Genomic DNA, 20096 nt, shown 5'->3' on the forward strand with positions numbered 1-20096 from the left:
AATTTTGTCGAATTTTGCTTTCCGTTATTTCATAATAGATTATCGACTGTTAATTCTCCTTTTAACGTTTCTTTGTACTGGTATTCATAACCGATTTTTTTCTTACGGTCTTTTTACTAGTGAATGGGTTTTGCTCTTCTACTGTAACAAGGAATGGTACAGCCTTTTCCGAGTATTTTAATTTGGCCGTTCCTGTGAGCTGACCCATCCTTTATAGGACTGAAGCCGTTCTGCTCCATCCAGGTCGGAAAATTATAACAATTTGAAAAATCAGAAAGATAACTCTATAATAGACACCAACTTCCTTTATTTTGCTAATTCAATAAAGTGGGAAGAAAAACGATTTTGGAGGGATTTAAGAAAATTGGATGCACAGACAACGACGTCAGACCCTAGTCTAAAGACAGAAACAAGCAAAAAGAAAAAATGGGAAATGCCGGACACCTATGTCATCCTTTTCCTTGTTTTGCTTTTAGCCGTCATCGCTACATACCTTGTACCCGCCGGCTCGTTTGAAAGGGAGGCAGTTGATGGGGTAGAACGGGTAGTCCCTGGCACCTATGCAGAAACGGAAGGGAATCCAGCCGGATTTATGGATATTTTTCTCGCCCTGCAGACAGGTATGGTTCAATCGGGCGGGTTAATTTTCCTTGTCCTATTTGCCGGCGGAGCTTTTGAGGTAGTTGAACGATCAGGAGCAATAAAAGGAGGAATCCTTCGCGCTGTTTCGAAAACACAGGGAAAGGAATTTTGGCTGATTGCGATTGTTTCCGTTTTGTTTGCACTGGGCGGAGCCGTTGGGGCTGTAGCAAACTCCGTTATTCCTTTTGTGGCAATCGGACTTATTATTACGAGGGCGTTGAAGCTGGATGCACTTGTTGCGGTTTCAATTACTTTTGGTGCCACCTTTGCCGGCTTTAATGTCGGATTTTTAAATCCATATACTGTCGGCATTGCCCAATCGATTGCCGATATCCCCTTATTCTCCGGAATGGCTCTTAGGCTGATCGCTTTTGCTGTTATTGTTGGAGCTACCATTTTGTACACATGGCGCTATGCCAAGAAGGTTCTCGATGACCCTTCCAAAAGTCTTGTTGGGGTGGCTGCTGAAGATTCCTCTGCTGAGGAGAATCTAAAAGCACCTTTTACAGCCCGCCACAAGCTAATCCTGGGTTTTGTTGGATTATCCCTTCTATTCTTTATATACGCGACCATCCAATTTAAATGGACGATTGATCACATGGCCGCCTTTTTTATCATTATCGGACTCGTTTCCGGCATCATGGCCGGCATGAATTATAATCAAGTAGCCCTGACTTTCCTGGAAGGCTGTCAAAAGCTTGTCTATGGAGCACTGATCATCGGGGTAGCGCGTGCGATATTGATTGTGATGGAGGATGCCAGTATTCTGGATACATTTGTACAGGCTTTATCCATTCCTCTTGAAGGACTATCACCCATACTGGCAACAATCGGAATGTTCATTTCCAACGCTGTACTGAACTTCCTGGTTCCATCCGGAAGCGGCCAAGCCATGATCTCCATGCCCATACTGGCCCCGCTTGCAGACATGATCGGCATCACCCGGCAGGTCGCTGTCCAAGCCTACCAATTCGGCGACGGCTTCACCAACAGCATCTTCCCAACCTCGGGACCGCTCATGGCAAGTCTCGCTGTAGCCGGGGTCCCCTGGATCAAGTGGGCAAAATGGATGCTGCCGCTGTTTCTCATCTGGTGTGTCATTGCGGTGATCATGCTGAGCGTGGGAGTTTTGATAAATTGGGGCCCGGTGTAAAAACGGGTACCAGGTACCACCCGAATTTTGCCGAATTGTATTAAAAAAGAGAGCCTCCCTCGCAGGGGACTCTCTTCGTTCTGTTTTAATTATAGTCAAATTCTATATTTAACAGGTATTCAGCTAATTTTTGAGCCTTTGTCTCATCTAACAACCCAGATGGCATAGCTCCTCGACCGTATAGAAGTATCTTCATGATGAACTCCTGCTAATACAATATATTTTTGTTATCGGCCAAAAGCTTAAAAATTCCAGCAGTTTACAAATTTTATTCTGAGGAAAGCAGAAAAAAGGCAGAGAATTTCTCTGCCTTAAGTGGTTTAACAATTTGCACTAACACGTATTAATCTACCTTTAATTTTCCCTTTAAAGTACCGCTATACTGATAATCTTCACCAACCTTAATTCGAATTGCTTCTTTCCCAGTAAACGGATCTTCCTCATCAATCGTAACAAGAACAGGGACGGACTTTTCGGAGTGCTTTAATTTAACTGTTCCAGTAAAGCTTGCCCAACCCTTATAGGTCTGCAGGAATCCAAGTTCATCAAGTTTAATATGTACATTGTTCTCTTTGTCGATAATTTGAAGCTTAGCTTTAGATTGTGTTTGATCGGCGTTTTGTTCAACCATGATATTAACCTTAGGCCCATGAGCTTTATCATTAACAAGCTGGCCTTTTGCTGAAACTTTATGAGCCTCATTGAAGCTCATTGGCCGGCTTGGCATGTCATAGCTGCGCTCAAGAGCTTTTCCTACCTGGACACCCGTTGGTTCCCCGTTCTTTATCGCAAATTGCCCATCGATAATCACATGCTCAATCCCTTCCGCATACTGTTTAGGATTATCAAAAGTGGCTTTATCGGTTACTGTATCCGCATCAAATACCGTAATATCAGCTACCATCCCTTCGGCAATAAATCCGCGGTCAACCATTCCTATGATATTCGCAGGAAGGCCGGTCATTTTTTGAACAGCTTCTTCCAAAGATAATAACCCGTCTTCTCTCACAAGCTTCCCTAAAACTCTTGGCTTAGTTCCATACCTTCTCGGGTGGGTGCTGCTTGAAACAGTCGCTCCACCATCAGAAGCAATGGCGGTCGTAGGGTTTTTAAGTATCCGTTCGAAATCTTCCTGGTGGCCAAAGAAATAGATGGTTCTTATGTTCCCTTCTCTTTCAAGGATCTGCATAGTCGCTTCTCCAGGTGAAACACCTTGTTCCGCGGCTATATCCCCTAATGTTGTTTGCTTTGTCGGGAAGTAGACATCACCAGCGTCTCTTACCCTACTTGCAATCGTGTCATGAATTTCTTCTTCAATTTGTGTGCGCATGGCAGGATCAGCAAAGCGTTTAAGCATCTCTTCCCGGCCGCCATCCTGTATCCATTGAGGAACAATCGCTGTTAAGCCTGTTTGGCTAGCCAAATAAGGATACTGATCTGCTGCTGCAAAGGTTCCCCGCTTATTGGCATCCTGAATCATTTTAATCGTTTCCAGAGATTTTCCCCAGTTGCTCGGACCCATTACCTTCATATGGGTAATAACCGGGACGATTCCTGCACTTTCACCTATTTCTATCGTTTCCGCGGTTGCCTCAAGAACGTGATAATTTTCATTTCTGATGTGATTGGGAAAATTCGTTCTCCACTTTTCGGCCACACTGACAACATCAATGACTTCCTTTATTTTCGCGTAATTTCCCGGAGCGTAGAATAAGCCTGCAGAAACTCCCCAGGCTCCTTTTTGGAGAGCTGTTTCGATTAGTGACTGCATATCGGATATTTCTTCAGAAGTGGCACGGCGATCGTCATACCCCACTACCTCCTCCCAAACTGAATTAAACCCAATATAACTTCCCACATTGATGGCCAGACCCTTTTCCTCCAGCTCGGACATATAGGAAAGATCAACCGGACCTCCACCATCCGGGCTTATCATTTCAGTCGTAACCCCTTGGGTTAATGAGCTTTTTGCCGTTGTTAGTACGTCAGTATCCGCATGGCTGTGCATATCAATAAACCCTGGAGAAACAATTTTACCCGCTACATTGATTTCACTTTTTCCACTTGCTCCATCCAAGTTTCCAATCGATTGGATATTCCCGTCAGATATTCCAATATCGGCCTTATAGCGCTTTGAACCCGTACCGTCAATAATCGTGCCACCCTGAAGGATCAAATCAAATTCCTGTTTAGATTTCTCCTTTGATTGGCCGGTTTGAGGGTATCCTACAAATAAAATTCCCACAAGCAAAACAACAGATAATGTTAGCGACAGAAAACTTTTGCTTAACCTTTTCACCTTTATGCCTCCCTTATTTTTCAATCTAAACCAAACGACCCTTTTCGCCCCCTCTATCTCCAATTTTTAACAAACTAACATTATCACATTTTACTAATTTTTCTAATATTTCAGATAATAATTGATATTAATTAACTAAGACTGAAAATTTCGCCCCCCTAATATTTTCCTAATGAGCTAGTAAATAAGTCCAGGTTACTCGTAAGAACCAAACTTAGAAAAATATTGGTATTGCCAAATAAAAAAGGACTCCTCTCAGTCCTTTTTGTGGTTTCTTATGATAGTTTGGAGTTTTTTTAGCAAGAAAAAAGACAAAGAATATCTCTGTCTTTTTAAAGAGTGCCTCTACCATAATCGCAATAGTGGACATTTTATAATATCGCCGTGGTGCATTCTTCAGTTTCGGGCGTGGTTATTGTCAATGACCAACTTCCAATAAAACCGCCATGCGTTCCGGGAACATCGTCTCTTACGTAAAGGCTCCAGGTGCCATTCGGATTCATTCCGATAAAGTTCCCGAGGTTAACGCTTGGAGATGTCTGAGGTGCAGGAGCGGGGAGATTTTCTATAGTTTCATAATTGGTTGGCTTATAAACACCTGACTGCAATGAACTAAGACCAGGAAGAAGACTTGTTGCATTGTCGTCAAATGTTAATGTAAGGTCGGATACAAGGAAAACGGACCCGGTATCAGACATGAGCAAAGTATTGGTTACCCCATCCGGTCCAACAAGCAGGATATCCAAGTCACCAGGGGCGCTGTGACTAAAATCGGAAAGCGTGACCGTTACCTTAGCGATGACACTTAAGGCACTTGGAATTGAAACGGTAATAGTAGAAGGATAAGGGTGTGCTTTATCAGGGCCTGGATCAATCTCAATATCACCTGTTCTAAAAGAAAATGGATTGCTTGGAAAAGTCCTGCACACTGTTTTTGAAGGTTTTTCTGCCAAGAAACATCACCTCCTTTCATGAATCTATTTATTATATGCACTTGATAGATTGGAAGGAATAATGTTTTTACACATTTATTTAAGAAGTGATAATTAACTATTAGAGTAAAAAAGCAATTAAATTCGATCTCGGTACAATCTTTTAAAAAGGGGAGTTTCAAAATTGCTGCCTCACTGAACACCCCTCTCTTAAAAACTGGTACCAGGTACCGCCCGAATTTTGTCGAATGCTGAAGCCTGGCTCAAGAAAACAGTGATACCTTCATCATCGAACATCATATACAAAAAAGAGAGTTTCCTCAGGAAACTCTCTTTTCATCTATTTACTTATAAACTTTAATAGTAACAGTCTTGCTTCCCCACTGAAGGGCACGCTGTTTGTTTGAAATGAAGACGTCGATTTTGTTGCCTTTTACGGCTGATCCTTTATCTGCTGCAATGGCTTCTCCGTAACCAGGTACATAGACTTTTGAACCTAGCGGAATGACATTTGGATCTACTGAAATGACTTTAGCATAAGGATTCTTTTTAAGGTTGATGCCTGTATATGTGATGCCGCTGCATCCTGAGCAGCTGGCTGTATAAGCAGTAGCTGTAACTGTAATTTCTTTGTAGGATTTAGTTGATGCAGCTTTTACAGCTGTCTTTTTAGGTGCTGATGCTGCAGTTACTTTTAGCACTTGATTAGGCTTGATTGTATCTGATTTCAGGTTATTCCATGATTTAATTTGCTGAACCGTAACATCATGCTTCTTGGAGATGGCCCAAAGTGTATCTCCTTTTTTTACGGTATACGTATTTCCGGCGGCTGAAGTGACATTGGAAAATCCAAACGTTAGAAAAACTGCTGTAACGAAGTATATTAATAGTTTCTTCAAAATGTTATCTCCTTTATGTCCCTTGATAGGAACATATTAACATCGTAAGATAACAGGAAGATTTCAGTAAAACTCTTTTTTTGTTACAGTTTTTATCGAATTTAATAGAATTGTAATGTTTTTTACCGAAACGATTTATCTCATCAGAAAAACCCTCCCGATTTCAGGAGAGTTTTCTGAACCAAAAATCAACTAATTTATTGATTTAAAGGCCATTACCCCTAAAACAGCAAACACCAATAGGATGCTTGCCACAGCCAGCAAAAGTAAGATTAGTTTCTTCATCTTATCTTGTATAGAAATAGCCGGAGTATTTGCCATACTTGCTTCCTACTATGCCAATAAAGACGTTGCCCAGCTGCACAATTCCCAGAGAGCCTAATCCAATTTTATAGTAGAAGATCGCATCTCCATAGTATTTTCCACCGCTTACATAGTGGTCTTTATTGGATAGGTCTGTTACGACTGTAGGGTTCCAGTTGCGGTTCACATAGGCTTGCGTTTTAACCGCACTTGTTACTCCATAGCTATTATATTCATAAGTCCCGACTATTTTATACTCTGTAACACGAACACCCAGTACCCACATCGTTCCCGTCCCAGAAATGGTGTGTGTAAGGGCACTGATACTAACCATCCCATCTTCACTGGACTGTTCTTCTGTTTTTTCTTCTGTCCATTCAATATCTTCTCTTGTTTCTTTATCAAGCTTGTCCATTTCCCCAGTAAAAACGGCTTCCAGAATTTCTGGATCATTTAAAATAGCTAAATACTTCTCTTTTTCCTTTTTGGATAGTTTCTTAAATTCCTCTAATGTAGCTTCAGCATCTTCCACTGCTTCTGCTGCAGCCGTTTCATCTGTAATGCCAGATTCATATGCATCATCAATCGAGTAGTCTTTTAGATACTTCATATAGGCTTTCGGTGAACTCAAAGGTGAGGTTTGCGGATCTTGCGGCGCTGCTGCTGCTGAAAGTGGAAGCACGGATGAAAGGAGCAATACCAAAATACTAAATACGGCCAGCCAACTGATTTTTTTCTTTACTGATCTCATGTTTCTCCTCCAATAGTATGGTTTATTTGAATCTCTCTATGATTCTTTTTTATTATATAAAATATTTTTACAAATTCAACCAGTTCTAGATAATTAACCCATAAATAGTCTTATTTACCTATTTTATCCAAAAATATAAACCCTAAAGCATATTGAGTAAATTTCCTTAATTTGCTATTATTTAACAAATATACTGGCGGGAGGGATTCTGTTGGCCCTATTTAAGCTATATCTGTTTTCACTGCTGGAACTCATCCTTTTCTTAATAGCAGGGTTTCTGTTAACAAACTATATTCTTCAGCCTATTTATGAGCTTAGCGGAATAAGGTTTATTGGGAATGTCGGAATTGTCTGGATGGGAGTTTCCTTTATCCTGTTCAGCATAGCCACACTATTGCGGACACGATTTTCAAAAGATAAAGGCGCAGCACGTATCCTATTAAAGGACCGTCTGGGGTCTCTTACCTTTTGGGCCATTCTTGCCTGTTCAATTGCAGTGGTCATCATTCCTTTTATTAGTGGAAAAATGTATTAATACCATAAAAAAGAAGGCAGATTTTCTCTGCCTTCTTTCCGTTCTTACTGTATGGTAGATTTCATAATAAACGTTTTCCAAATCCCCGTCGTCGGCGACTGCTCTTCTCCCAGAACGACCAGATTTCCTTTATGGTTAAATAGGAAATAGCCTTCACCGCTCATGCTGTAGGTTTTAATTAGCTCAAAGCTCTCATAATCATAGACATAAACACGGTCACCAATCGCCAGGTAAAATTGTGTCAGGTCCGTATTAAAAGCTGCGTCATAAAAAGGTGTGCCCAGATCGGTGTAGAACTGCATATTGGCTTCCTTTAATGGAGATGATTTGAAAATGGTTCCGGCATTGTTGAACAAGAAGCGTCCATCCGGAGAGATAGTCATATCCGTATCAAGCTCGTAGTCACCGTGATAAGGAGAATCATAGCTTCCGGTTATCACACCATCTTTGATCATATAAACATCCATGTCCCTCGGGCTTAAGCCTCTGTCGATGGCATAGATGCGATCTTTATTCGGGTGCATAAAGAGTTCACTCTGCTCATAAATCATTTTTGAAGAGACTTCTGCACCGGTTTCTTTATTAAAGCTTGTTAGGTTGGTCCATTGGCCCGAGCCGGATGAAACATAGAAATATTGATCATCCGCCACGATATCATATGGATCCATTTTAATATCAAAGTACTTCTTAATCTGGAAAGTGGCAGGATCTACGATGGCAATCGCACCCTCCTGGTCCTCTTCCCACCAGTAAGAGCTATGCTCCCCTTTTAACAGGGTGACATAAAGCTCGCCGTTTGCATAAAAAATGCTTTCTGCCGGCAGACTGAACGGCAGCCTTTTAATGCTCTTCGTTTCATAATTAACGGAAACTAAGGCGCCGCTATCATTAATTCCATAGACAACAGGCAGTTCATCATCATGTACCGCATCAAGGAAAAAATCCGACAATGTTTGCTTGGTACCCTGGAGCGGTTCCAAATCAATTGGATCCGGACGGTTTTCCTCTACCTCTTCCTCATCCCATTCATCCTCATATGGCATATTTGTGAAGCTTTCTACTGGTATCGCTTTAAAATCAACCGGCTTATAATCTGCCACCATTTCATTGACATAATCAGTGGAAACCGCAAAGTTCAAGTCTTCATAGCCAAATGAATTTACACCCATGACAAAGCCCTTCATATTTAAAAGCGGACCGCCGGAGCTTCCGAATGTGATTTTCGCTGTCGTCTGAATTACTTTTGATGAACCCATATCGTCTTCAAAGACATGCTTCCCGGAGACGATCCCCTCGGAAACCGTGTTCTGCAGCCCATACGGACTGCCGATTGCGACTGCCTTTTCGCCTTTTTTCACAGCACTGAAGCTTGCTAATGGCAAGGACGGATATCCGATACGCTCCACCGGCTTAAGAATCGCGATATCCTGGTATTCATCGTATTCGACGACTCCCTCAAGCTCAATTTCATCCCCATCTGCTGTAACCGCTATGGCGTAAGTTCCGCCGGCAATCACATGGAAGTTAGTCGCAACAAGCTGGTTAGCTACAATAAAGCCGCTGCCCTGGGATACGAGTTCATCGTTCTCATCATACAGTTCAACCATGACTACGCTCTGCTCATGCATCGCAATATCTTCAGTACTGCGCACAGGTGCTGTTGTCATGTTGAACGGCTTGAAATTCTCATTTAAAAATCGTGCCATAAAGGCCGCAAAATGTGCCCTTTTCATGATTTCATTCGGACGGAAGGTTCCATCGGTATACCCTGCCGTAATATTGTGGGCCGCGATGGACTGAATAAATGGATAGGACTTCGCTGAAGGACCCACATCCTTAAAGCCGGTATAGTACGTGCCCATCAAATGATAGGCATTGACAAGAATGATCGCCATCTGACCTCTTGTCAGCTTCCCGTGGGGATCAAAGGTTCCATCCCCTTTTCCGGAGATAATGCCAAGCTCTGTCGCTTTGGCAATTTCATCATAACCCGGACTTCCAGGAAGCACATCCGTAAAACCAGGGTTTGGAGCATCTCCAACCGGAACACCCAATTCCCTTAAAATCATCTGGACAGCCTGGATCCGCTTAATTGGATCATCCGGTCCAAAGTTTCCGTTTTTATAGCCGCTAATGATACCTCTCTCTGTCAAAAAGATAATTTCTTCACGGAAACTGGTTACATCAGGGAACAAAGTCGCCCCCTCTGCTTTATTGCTGTAAGACGGCACCGGAATGGACAACAAAAGAAAGAAAATTAAAACCACCTTAAAAGCCCGCTGCAAGTACGTTCCTCCTTACTATTTATCAAATAAATATTAATAGATTTTTAGAAAAAAAGCTCGTTGTAAAATATGGAATTTATTTCTTATACAGATATTTTTATACAATTGCTATTTTAGAATAAAATGGCCCTTTTGGGACAGAGGGACAGGTTCCTTGTCCCTTTCTTTTCATAGGTTTTATTTCAAACGGAAATAACCCTAACTCCTTGGCAGGAATTTGGGTTATTGATTTCATTCAAGCGAGATTGGGACACGGTACCTGTGCCCTTGTCCCCTCTATTTATATAATTTCTACAAATTACCAACCTATTACCAATAAAGTTACGTTATAATTTCAATTGGATAAAAATTGTAACAAATATTTAATTTTACAAAAATGGAGGTAGAAATGAAGAAACAAGTCATACTTGCACTAACCCTGGTTCTCTTCCTGTTTCAAGGGCTGACACCGGCTAGTGCAGGGGAATTGTCGGATATTCAAAATCATTGGGCAAAAAAACAGATTACCGTTTTAGTAGATAAGGGTGTGATTTCCGGATTTGAAGATGGAACTTTTCGTCCTGACGCAAATGTGACAAGGGGGCAATTTGCCGCTTTTCTAGTGAGGGCACTGGATCTTCCTCCAGGAGACTCGGCATTTAAGGATGTTCCTGAAAGCAGCAAACTCTTTGCTGATGTTGCTGCAGCGAAAAAGGCCGGACTAATTCTCGGTACTACTGACGGCTATGGCCTTGTGAATGAGCCAGTAACAAGAGCGGATGTCGCGGTCATGATCGACAGAGCCCTTCAGCTGAAAGGAGACTTTCCGGAAAAAGCGAATTTAACCTTTACGGACCAGGGATCCATCCCTGCCTACGCAAGGGAATCGATTGAACGGATGGTGCACTATGGTGTCGTACTTGGAACAAGCGACAACCGGATTGATCACTCCTCCCCCGCTTCGCGGGCTGAATCAGCTGTATTTGTCTATCGGATGCTGGTCTTATTAGGTGAGATCACTGACGAAAATCCCGATCCTCCAACAGATCCCCCGGCGCCCGTGGGCGAACCAGGGAAGTCTGTGAATCTATCATCCTCTGAAGTGCAAATCCCATTAGGGGATGGCAATAAAGTAAAAGTAAGAATGAATACGGCTGGCGTGCCGCTTCATTATAAGCGTTCGGATGTGTTTACCCATATCAAGTCAAAGGATTATAACTATTATTACGATATGGGTTTTCCAAATAAGCCTTTAGGTACACTAAAGGTTACTTTAAGAAGAGTGGATAACAGCGATACCTTTGTGTTTGCCAAGTTTGAGCATAATGGAGACAATACTTATTCTGCTTCTATTATTCTCCCATTTGATCAGGCTTCCTCCTATAAAGTGCAGCGCTATGATTCTTACGGCAAAGTAGTACATGAGCATAACAATACGTATGGGATCGACCCTTCTACACATCCGATTGGAATCCTGAATGTTGCGAACGGCAGCCAGACCCGGGCGAATATCATGATGAGCAAGAATTATACCTCCATTAAGCGGGAACAGGCTTATGCCAATGGCCAAAAATCGGTAGTAAGAGAGTTCCTTGATGAATATGAGAGCTATAAAATCCACCAGGATACTGCTTCAAAGGCTGTCTCTATGCAGCTGAATATGAAGGTAACGAGCAAAGCCATTTCTGAAAGCTGGGTATTGCTCTCAAACGAAAAGCTTTTTGAAGACCAGTCTTATATAGATTACTGGTTTAAGAGAAGCATAGATGAATACCATACCATCAACAAATGGCTGACGGCTGAAGGAGTTTATACAAAACTTCCATGGTCGGTAGAACCTGGATATAAAATGGCATTTGGCCGTAACCTTGGGTACATTCAAGGCGGAATCTATCTGCGCGCCTATAATGGATCTAATGAAAGATATTTCTATAATCTAGTCATGAATTCCATTGCCGATCTTGATGTCTTTACGAATGGCGCTATCCGAAATGGCGATGTTCCGGTCTTTAAAACAGAATATACCAGCACATGGCTGAAGAGGGCCTATGGAACGACAGCTCCTTATATCGATACACGCCATAATGAAAATACGGCATTATTCCTAAAAGGTGCCGGCGAAGCATTCAATATCCGTGAGCTGGCAGATGCCAACAGGAAATATGCGGACTTCCTTGTTAACCAAAAAGCCATCGGAAACATTATAAAAATAACGACCTCCAGCCATTTAATCGCTGACTATTACGCACCTGGAAGCCAGACAACCCATGTCTCTTTGAATCACGCACTGGGTGAGATGCGCTTTCTGATTGAAACCTATCAGCATACAAAGGATGAAAAATATTATCGTACCGCAAGAGAGATCAAAGCTGCGATTGAATATTTATATCCCCGCTGGGTACGTGATGATGGCGACCTTTGGTATCAGGTGAATGGAAAACTGGAGTTTAACGGAAGAGACTATGCATGGCTGACATTGGTTGACCTTCTGAAGAGCCAAACGTTATTCGAAGAAATCGGCCAGCCGCGCAGCGCTATTTTTGACAAAATGATCACGTCAAAAACCAAATACCTGGTTAGCACCGGACAGCCGATTAAATCCAATATCATCGACATGCTGAAAGAACAGGGCTTTGGCCATCTTGTTGAAGGGTACGGTTCTGTTAGTGCTGCAAGTGAATTGGAAAAGGATGAACTCGAACTTCTGGCGGAAGAGGAAATGAACGACCAAGACCTGAAGCTGCTGGAAGAAAGAAACATGGATCTTCTTGAAGAAGAAGAAATGGAATTACACGAAAAGGAATTAAAGTAGGGACAAATATCTATCGAGATGCTGCCATCAGCATCTAGTCTATAAGCAAGATAAAGCAGCCTGTGCCAATGTTCAGGCTGCTTTCTTTTCGTCCATCTAGGTACAATACCCCTCTATTAAAATAAACAAATCGCACTATCGACGTCTTTCGACAAGCAATGGTATAAATAAAGTACGATAAGGCTTTGGTTGGTAAACCATTATGGGTTACCAAGATCAACCATCGCTTAAGGCGCCGGCCCTGGAAAAGCCGGTGCCTTTAAAATAAATAGGTAAATCCCTTCTCGATTGAGAAGGGATTTTTTTAATTGTAATAGATGACGATCCAGCCATCCTTATATTCAACACTGTAAAAAGCTGAAGAACTCCATTCAACTGTTACCTTTGCTTTGGTTTCGTTGACCAAATCAATGTTATGAGCGATTCCTTTATATTCGGAAAGCTTGATTTTGGCGAACTCCGCATGCTCCGGCAGCACACTCATCCCGCCAACACTAAAATGTGAAATGGCCTTTCCATCTTTCACAACTGCAAAAACGTCACTATTCTGAATGCCATAAAGCTTTGCATTATATTTTCGGGCAGCTTCAATGAGATGTGTTATATTCGGATATTTGCTTTCATCCATAATTAGCACATACACTGTTCCATCAATCTCGATCGTGTCTTTAATTTCTTTTTTCTCATTGCTTGCCGGTGTTTTCTGTGACTGTTCAGTTTCTGAGTTTATTTGGCCGGCTTCTGATTCTTCAGCTGTTTCACTATTGTTATCAGAGTCCGTTGTTACTTCCGTCACTGGTTGTTCGCTATTTTCTTGTGAAGAGTCAGTTGAGTCCATTTCCTGCTGCTGATCTGTTTCTTTCACCTGTTCTTCATCAGCAGCCACTTTCTCCGGAGCTCCTTCATAATAAAACGCTCCAGCTGCTAAAAAGAAACTCACCATAAATAAAATCGCAAACCACTTTTTCAATCCTGACCTCTCCCTTCTTCCCTTATATTATTTAGACGAATATGAAAGGGAAAAAGTTGTTGTTTTAGCAAAATATTATAAATTTTCCAATTAAAGAAAATCAATAAATAACACCGCCATGAAATCCGGCTAATTCTTTCTCAAGAATTGGGCTCCGTCCCAATATGTAATCCTATTCATTACTGGAAAATGATTAATCAAACCAGGCAATAACAGCTATTGATGTGAAGAAAAAGGTTAAAAAATTCAGTATGCTTCCTATAATCATCAAACCCGTTTCTTCCATAACAACTTTATTTTTAATACTCTTATACATGTAGAAGCATGAGCTCAGGATGGATAAATAAGTTAAACCAACTCCAATCCAATACCACACCAGTGTCTTCGGAATCCCTTTTTCAGAACCTTCCCAATACATCATGTCATGAAATTCAATGCCGAAACAGACTGCAATAATCGCCAAAAAAAATGATAATAAAGTGGTAATTTTAAATTTCAACTCGCCCACCCTCCGTTAAGTGTAATATTACACTAATTATAACTAAATATCTCCATAATTGAAATATTTTTCTGTAATTATGCAATAAAAAGACCAAATCAATAAGATTTGGTCTGATTACATAGTATAGGTACACCCTAATTGTCTCTCCTCTTTATTTCACCTTGAATTCCTCAGCCAATGCTCTCGCCATAAAAGCGGAGAAATCGGCTCTGATGAGCGATTGGTCCGGCCTGAACGTTCCATCCGGGTAGCCTGTTGTGATCCGGTCTGCGAGGATTTTTTTGATCGAGTCATAGCTCTTGCTGCCCGTAGACACATCGTTGAATGTAACTGATGCTTCTTCCGTCAGCTTAAACGCTTTTGCCAGGAAAATGGCCATTTGCCCGCGGGTTACCGGAGCATCCGGTCTGAAGGTTCCATCCGGATAGCCTGTGATGATGCCTTCTTCCGTCGCGGCTGCAATATAGCCTGATGCCTTCGAGGAGGCGCCTACATCCTTGAAAATTGTATTTCTAGGTGTGCCATCAAACTTCAAAGCCTTCCCGATCATAATGGCAGCCTGTGCACGGGTTACTGTCTGGTTCGACCTGAAGGTGCCATCCGGAAATCCGGTAATGATTTCCCTTCCAAGCAAATAGCTGATTTCATGATAAAAACGGTGGCTGCTGCTTAAATCCGGGAAAGAACTAACAGCTTCTTTTCCAACCGTAACAGTCACCGCATCGCTGAGATTTCCTGCACTGTCTTTAGCAGATATCGTGAGAATGGTCCCTGCTGCTAAAGGGTTTATATCTTGAACCAAGAAAACACCATCACTTCCTGTCAAAACTTCTGCAAGGATTGTTTCCCCTAAATTGATGGTAACGATTGAACCGGCCTCTACAAAACCATAGATCATATTATTTTGATCTGTAACCGGACTCACGTATTTAATAACCGGAGGAGTAACATCCCTGACCGTAACCGTAACGGAATCACTCATGTTGCCGGCAGTATCCTTTGCTAAAATGGTTAGGATGCTTCCTGCCGGCTGAGGGTCGAATCCCACAGTGAAAATCCCTTCCTTGCTAACAATTCCGCTCCCGATTGTATTTGTGCCATTTTTGATAAGGACTACAGATCCAATTTCCCCGGCGCCACTCACACTGATTGTTTGGTCGGTAATATTACTGGATGCAAGGACCGGCATTTGCGGAGGCGTTTTATCCTTCACTGTCAGGCTGACAGATGGACTGTAATTCCCCGCTTGGTCGCTGCTATAGACAGTAAGAACTGTTCCGGCTGCCTGTTTTTGGATCGCTATCTCAAAAAGGCCATCACTTCTGGCTGCTGCTGTGCCAATTTGTTCCGATCCCTTATTTACAACTACGCTTGACCCAGGTTCTGCTTTGCCAGTTATCTTTTCAGAAAGATCGCTGACATCATCTACAATCGGTACCTCAGGGGATGTAGTGTCCTTAACAGTTGCCGTTCCCTTACTTTGGCGCCCGAAGCCGTCAGTTACAGAAACCCATAAAAGAGTTCCGGCAGATTGAGACGGAATTGGAATGTTAAATTGACCATTATCAGCTGACATCCCCTCGCGAATCAGCTGTTCACCCCTATAAATCTTGACAGCGCTGTCAGCGTCAGTAAGCCCGCTAACTGCCATATCGGCATCCCCAACTTCCGAGATCTTTGGTGCTGAAAAGCCTCCTAGAGGGTAACCATTGTTATAAGGCTTGTAGGCAATGGCCTCGACATTGAGCCGATCCCTGAAGTTGATGTTATCGTGCACATCGACAATGCTTCCGTTAATTTTATCAGAATCTGTTGTTCCCCAATAATTATCCAATCCGTTAAAAACAATGCGATTATAGCCGTCTAGCCGTACTTTTATCTTATTTGATCCAAAAAAGTTATTTTGGTTTATTTCCACATTGGGCAAACCGCCATCTGGTTCCCTGCTGGTAATGACAACGTCCTCGCTGCTGAACCCTTCGTTCAAAAAGGTATTATGGCGAACCGATACTAGACCTTTCCCGTTTCCAATATCCAGCTTTGCACCATTTGTAAATAAGTTATATTCAACATCTGTTGTATTAATAGGCGTATTTATTAGCACCAGGCCGTTCTTAAAACGATTATGGCGCAGCGTCACATCTTGGCGGGATGATGTGACCAAGAATCCGCCATTGAAGCTTTCATGGTACAAGTCTGTATATTCCAAATGAATCGACCGATTAACGAAATCCCAGCCATTTACATAGGCATCCTTTAGGATGATCCTATCCTCTGGTGTGCCAATTGCATTCAGCTTCCCTTTAACATCGAACCATATTCCCTGGCCGGCAATAACCTCCACACCCGGTTCAATGGTTAAGGTAACACCAGAGTTAATCGTAATAATCCCTGACATTGTATAAGGGGAATTCGCCTTTTTCCAGACAGTGTTTTCCGTAATGGTACCGGAAACAACCGTACCCGCAGCTCTCGCTGTATCGCTTTGATAGGGAAACAATGAGAGAATAATCGAAAAAACAATCAAAACCCGTAAAGTAATAGAAAAGGATTTAATAGATTGCATAGTTTTCCTCCGAAAAATATATTTTTTTAAATGACAGGACAGCGAATAAAGTACCTATTTGGCGGATTTCCTCTAAATGATTGATGATAAAATTTACTAATTCCTTGTTATATATTAGTAGGATTGGTAAATTACTTCAATGTTAAATTATGGGACACAGTGGGACACAGGGACAGGTCCCTTGTCCCTTTCTTATCACTAGAAATCATTTCAAATGGAAATGGAAATAACCCTAACTCCTTGGCAGAAATTAGGGTTATTAATTTCTAATCTAAAAAATCATGATGAGCTCCTCTGCAGAGCAATCCTTCATATTTCCTTACTGAACCGCCACTAGATAAATTCAGGGATCAATAGAACCGGCATTAAACATAGGATAATATGAAAGGTTAAAGGCTGCGTTCGATTGATCTGCAAAAATCTCTGCAAAATATGATCAATTTATCGGGTAGTGATTGGGACACAGAACCTGTCCCCTTGTCCCCTATTTAATCTTAAATTCTTCCTCCAGCGCTCTCGCCATAAAAGCGGAGAAATCAGCACGGATCAGGTTCTGGTCCGGCCTGAATGTTCCATCCGGATAGCCGGAGGTGATTCTGTCTGCGAGGATTTTTTTAATATATTCATAGCTTGAGCTTTTACTTGAAACATCGCTGAATGTTACAGGTGCTTCTTCCGTTAATTCAAAGGCTCTTGCCAGGAATATCGCCATCTGTCCGCGGGTCACCGGGGCATCCGGCCTGAAGGTTCCATCAGGAAATCCTGTAATGATGCCTCTTTCCGTAGCTGCCGCAATATAGCCTGATGCCTTTAAGGACGCACCCGCATCTGTGAAGATGGTATCTCTTTGTTCTCCGTCCAGCTTTAATGCCCGGCCAATCATAATTGCAGCCTGCGCACGGGTGACCGTTGCATTTGGCCTGAAGCTCCCATCCGGAAACCCTGTAATCACGAGCTCACCTGTTAAATAGCTGATTTCGTTAAAAAATCTATGCTCGCTGCTCACATCCGGAAAAGAGATTCCTTGAACAGTCAGTAGTACTTCTTCGCTTACATTTCCATTGGCATCCGCTGCTGTAATGCTCAATTGTGTGCCAGCCGTCTGCTGTGGGATGTTTATCTCAAACTGTCCATCGGTCTCAGCTGTATTACGGCCAAGAGTCGAGCCATTTGCCTTTATTTCGACCGTACTGCCTGGTTCCGCTATACCTTTTATAGCCGTATCCAATATTGTGATATCACCGACAACCGGCTTTTCAGGAGGAGTGGTATCTTTCACGGTTATGACTGTCGCTTCACTGGCATTGCCGGAATTGTCGACCGCCCTAATCTCGATATTGGTTCCCACTTTCTGAGAAGGTACCTCAATGGTATAGTTCCCATCCGCATCGGCCCAATCCGCTCCATAATGGACTCCATTGATTTGGACTTGGACATTCGAATTCGGCTCTGCTGTTCCGGTAATCACATTATGTGAAAACTCACTAACAGTCGGCTTTGCCGGAGGTGTGGCATCCCGAACCTCCATGGAGTTTTTGCTTTCGTTTCCAGCAGCGTCTGCTGCAGTAATCTTTATAAGCGAGCCTGCCTTCTGAGCAGGGAATGTGATTTTAAATAAGCCCTCATCATCCGTTACTGTTTCTCCAATTAATGTATCTTCAACCTTTAATTGAACTTTTGAGCCAAGTTCGGATTTACCTGTTATTTCTGTTGATTGATCTGTCACATGGCTTGTATAAAAATAAAGTCCTGGGCCTGTTACATCTTCTACAGTCATTTTAGCTGCTTGACTGACATTCCCAGCCCCATCTTTGGCAAACACTTCAATTGCCGTTCCTGCTTTTTGAACAGGGACTGTATAGCTGAATGCCCCTTCATTATACGTATCCGTTTCGTATACGCTGCTGCCAATCTTAATCAGAATATCCGAGTATTTTTCTGCCGTTCCTCTAATGTATCCCGACTGATCTGTAATCGGCTCCACGACAGGAGGCTCAGGTGCTGTTAAATCCACTTGTCCAATCTGGATGGTCTGATTTAATTGCGGATTGTCAAATGTCAGGGTAACTTCTTCCTCCCCTTCAGACAGTCCTCTTATGGTGATTTTTTCATCATCTGTGAGGGTTACCTCAGCACGCCCGTTTTTTGATTCTACTGTGAAAATAATGCCCTTTGAGCGGTCAAACTCCCTATCCTTAGGAGACTCTAATTGAATCGGAATTTCGACTGGCCCTTCACCAATGGATTCAAAGTAGCGATATTGAGAAGGAATGATAAATTGAAACTGCTTATCTTTATAAGGGATAAAGTTCCCCTCATATATAGTATCCCTAATATATGCACCTGAATTTTCAATGACACTAATATCTGTTATTAGATTATAAGCGAGATCCAGATGGTCGACATTATTAAGAATATACTTTAGGGGGCTCAGATCTCTAATTTTATTAGCGCGAAGCTGCAAATGATTAATTCTATTCATATTTGACAAAGCCTCAATACTAGTGATCTTATTGCCTGTCAGATTCAAGCTGTACATGGATGTAAGACCTGCAAGAGGTGTGATATCCTCTATCTGATTATCTGCTAAAATAATACTCGAAAGTCTGGTATTCGCCAAAGGACTAATATCAGAAATATTGTTGCCTGATAAATAAAGAGTTCTCAACTCTGGCAAATTTGCTATCGTACTTAAATCGGAAATATGATTGTCTGATAAGCCCAGCATGCTTAAATTGACCAAAGATTTCAAAGGGCTAATATCAGAAATATTATTCGTATCTAAAAACAATCTGGTTAAATGAGTCAGATTAGCCAATGGGTGCAAATCGGTTATTTGATTCCAAGCTGCATGCAAATAGGTCAAGTTGGTAAAAGAGCTTACTAAGCTGATATCAGACAAGTTATTGTTCGAAATGTCCAAATGAGTTAACTTATTAAGGTTTTCCAAAGGACTTAAATCTGCTATCTGATTATCAGAAATATATAGCTTTTCAAGATTGATCAAGTTGGCAATTGGGCTTATATCTTCTATGTATTGGTTATACTGCAAACTTAATTCTTTAAGATTTACCGCGTACTGCAACCCTTCCAGGCTATGAATATTTTTACCCGACAAATCCAATGTCTCAAAAGACTCCAGTTCACTCTTGGTTATATCTGCTCCAGGAATTTTATATAATAGATAGTTAATGGCTGCTTTCAAATCCATATCGGGAATATTAACGATTTGATCTTCCTCAGCGGCAATCGCTATAGACCCGTTCCCTGTGCCGGCCATAATGCCTGCAGGAATAAACGTTTGGCTGACGGTCAATGTCACCGCAACAGCCCAGGGCAATCCTTTCCTAAGCTTCTTCATTCTTTTCACTTCCTATCATTCTTTAAAATTATGTTACAAAAACATTACACTGCCATTATACGCCAAATGATAGGGAATTCCGGGCTGTAATTTTTTCCAATGGGACA

At 42.0% G+C, this 20096-nt stretch carries 12 protein-coding genes; 3 read left to right on the forward strand and 9 right to left on the reverse strand.

Going from position 1 to position 20096, the window contains the following annotated elements:
* Nucleotides 1–364 precede the first annotated feature (364 nt).
* Nucleotides 365–1795, forward strand: a complete 1431-nt coding sequence (locus IQ19_RS24205; RefSeq protein ID WP_242021115.1) for a YfcC family protein — start codon at nt 365–367, stop codon at nt 1793–1795.
* A gap of 343 nt (nt 1796–2138) precedes the next feature.
* On the opposite strand, the gene IQ19_RS24210 is transcribed toward IQ19_RS24205, so the two are convergent.
* The 4 genes from IQ19_RS24210 to IQ19_RS24225 form a co-directional block, all read right to left on the reverse strand.
* Nucleotides 2139–4094: an N-acyl-D-amino-acid deacylase family protein gene (locus tag IQ19_RS24210; protein ID WP_158638899.1), complete on the reverse strand. Its 1956-nt coding sequence runs from the start codon at nt 4092–4094 to the stop codon at nt 2139–2141.
* Between the two features lie 371 nt (nt 4095–4465).
* A complete protein-coding gene (locus IQ19_RS24215) occupies nt 4466–5047 on the reverse strand; it encodes a hypothetical protein (protein WP_144545928.1) in 582 nt (193 codons plus the stop codon).
* Nucleotides 5048–5370: 323 nt separating this feature from the next.
* Nucleotides 5371–5925 (reverse strand): LysM peptidoglycan-binding domain-containing protein, encoded by a 555-nt coding sequence (locus tag IQ19_RS24220; protein ID WP_144545930.1) that lies wholly within the window; start codon nt 5923–5925, stop codon nt 5371–5373.
* A 286-nt stretch (nt 5926–6211) separates the two neighbouring features.
* On the reverse strand, nt 6212–6979 hold the full coding sequence (locus tag IQ19_RS24225) for a hypothetical protein (protein WP_144545933.1): 768 nt from the start codon (nt 6977–6979) through the stop codon (nt 6212–6214).
* 211 nt (nt 6980–7190) lie between these two features.
* On the opposite strand from IQ19_RS24225, the gene IQ19_RS24230 reads away from it, so the two are divergent.
* Nucleotides 7191–7514 (forward strand): hypothetical protein, encoded by a 324-nt coding sequence (locus IQ19_RS24230; protein ID WP_144545935.1) that lies wholly within the window; start codon nt 7191–7193, stop codon nt 7512–7514.
* Between the two features lie 44 nt (nt 7515–7558).
* On the opposite strand, the gene IQ19_RS24235 is transcribed toward IQ19_RS24230, so the two are convergent.
* Complete coding sequence (locus tag IQ19_RS24235; protein ID WP_144545937.1) at nt 7559–9799, reverse strand: S-layer homology domain-containing protein; 2241 nt, start codon at nt 9797–9799, stop codon at nt 7559–7561.
* Nucleotides 9800–10187: 388 nt separating this feature from the next.
* On the opposite strand from IQ19_RS24235, the gene IQ19_RS24240 reads away from it, so the two are divergent.
* On the forward strand, nt 10188–12590 hold the full coding sequence (locus IQ19_RS24240; protein ID WP_144545939.1) for an S-layer homology domain-containing protein: 2403 nt from the start codon (nt 10188–10190) through the stop codon (nt 12588–12590).
* 304 nt (nt 12591–12894) lie between these two features.
* Here IQ19_RS24240 and IQ19_RS24245 read toward each other — a convergent pair whose 3' ends face one another.
* From IQ19_RS24245 to IQ19_RS24260, 4 genes are all read right to left on the reverse strand, one after another.
* Nucleotides 12895–13560: a hypothetical protein gene (locus IQ19_RS24245; RefSeq protein WP_144545941.1), complete on the reverse strand. Its 666-nt coding sequence runs from the start codon at nt 13558–13560 to the stop codon at nt 12895–12897.
* Nucleotides 13561–13753: 193 nt separating this feature from the next.
* Nucleotides 13754–14059, reverse strand: coding sequence for a hypothetical protein (locus tag IQ19_RS24250; RefSeq protein WP_144545943.1), 306 nt, complete (start codon nt 14057–14059; stop codon nt 13754–13756).
* A 154-nt stretch (nt 14060–14213) separates the two neighbouring features.
* On the reverse strand, nt 14214–16628 hold the full coding sequence (locus IQ19_RS24255; RefSeq protein ID WP_144545945.1) for an Ig-like domain-containing protein: 2415 nt from the start codon (nt 16626–16628) through the stop codon (nt 14214–14216).
* Nucleotides 16629–17112: 484 nt separating this feature from the next.
* Nucleotides 17113–19989: an Ig-like domain-containing protein gene (locus tag IQ19_RS24260; protein WP_144545947.1), complete on the reverse strand. Its 2877-nt coding sequence runs from the start codon at nt 19987–19989 to the stop codon at nt 17113–17115.
* Nucleotides 19990–20096: the final 107 nt, after the last annotated feature.

This window comes from Cytobacillus oceanisediminis (assembly GCF_007830235.1).
Classification (GTDB): domain Bacteria; phylum Bacillota; class Bacilli; order Bacillales; family Cytobacillaceae; genus Cytobacillus; species Cytobacillus oceanisediminis.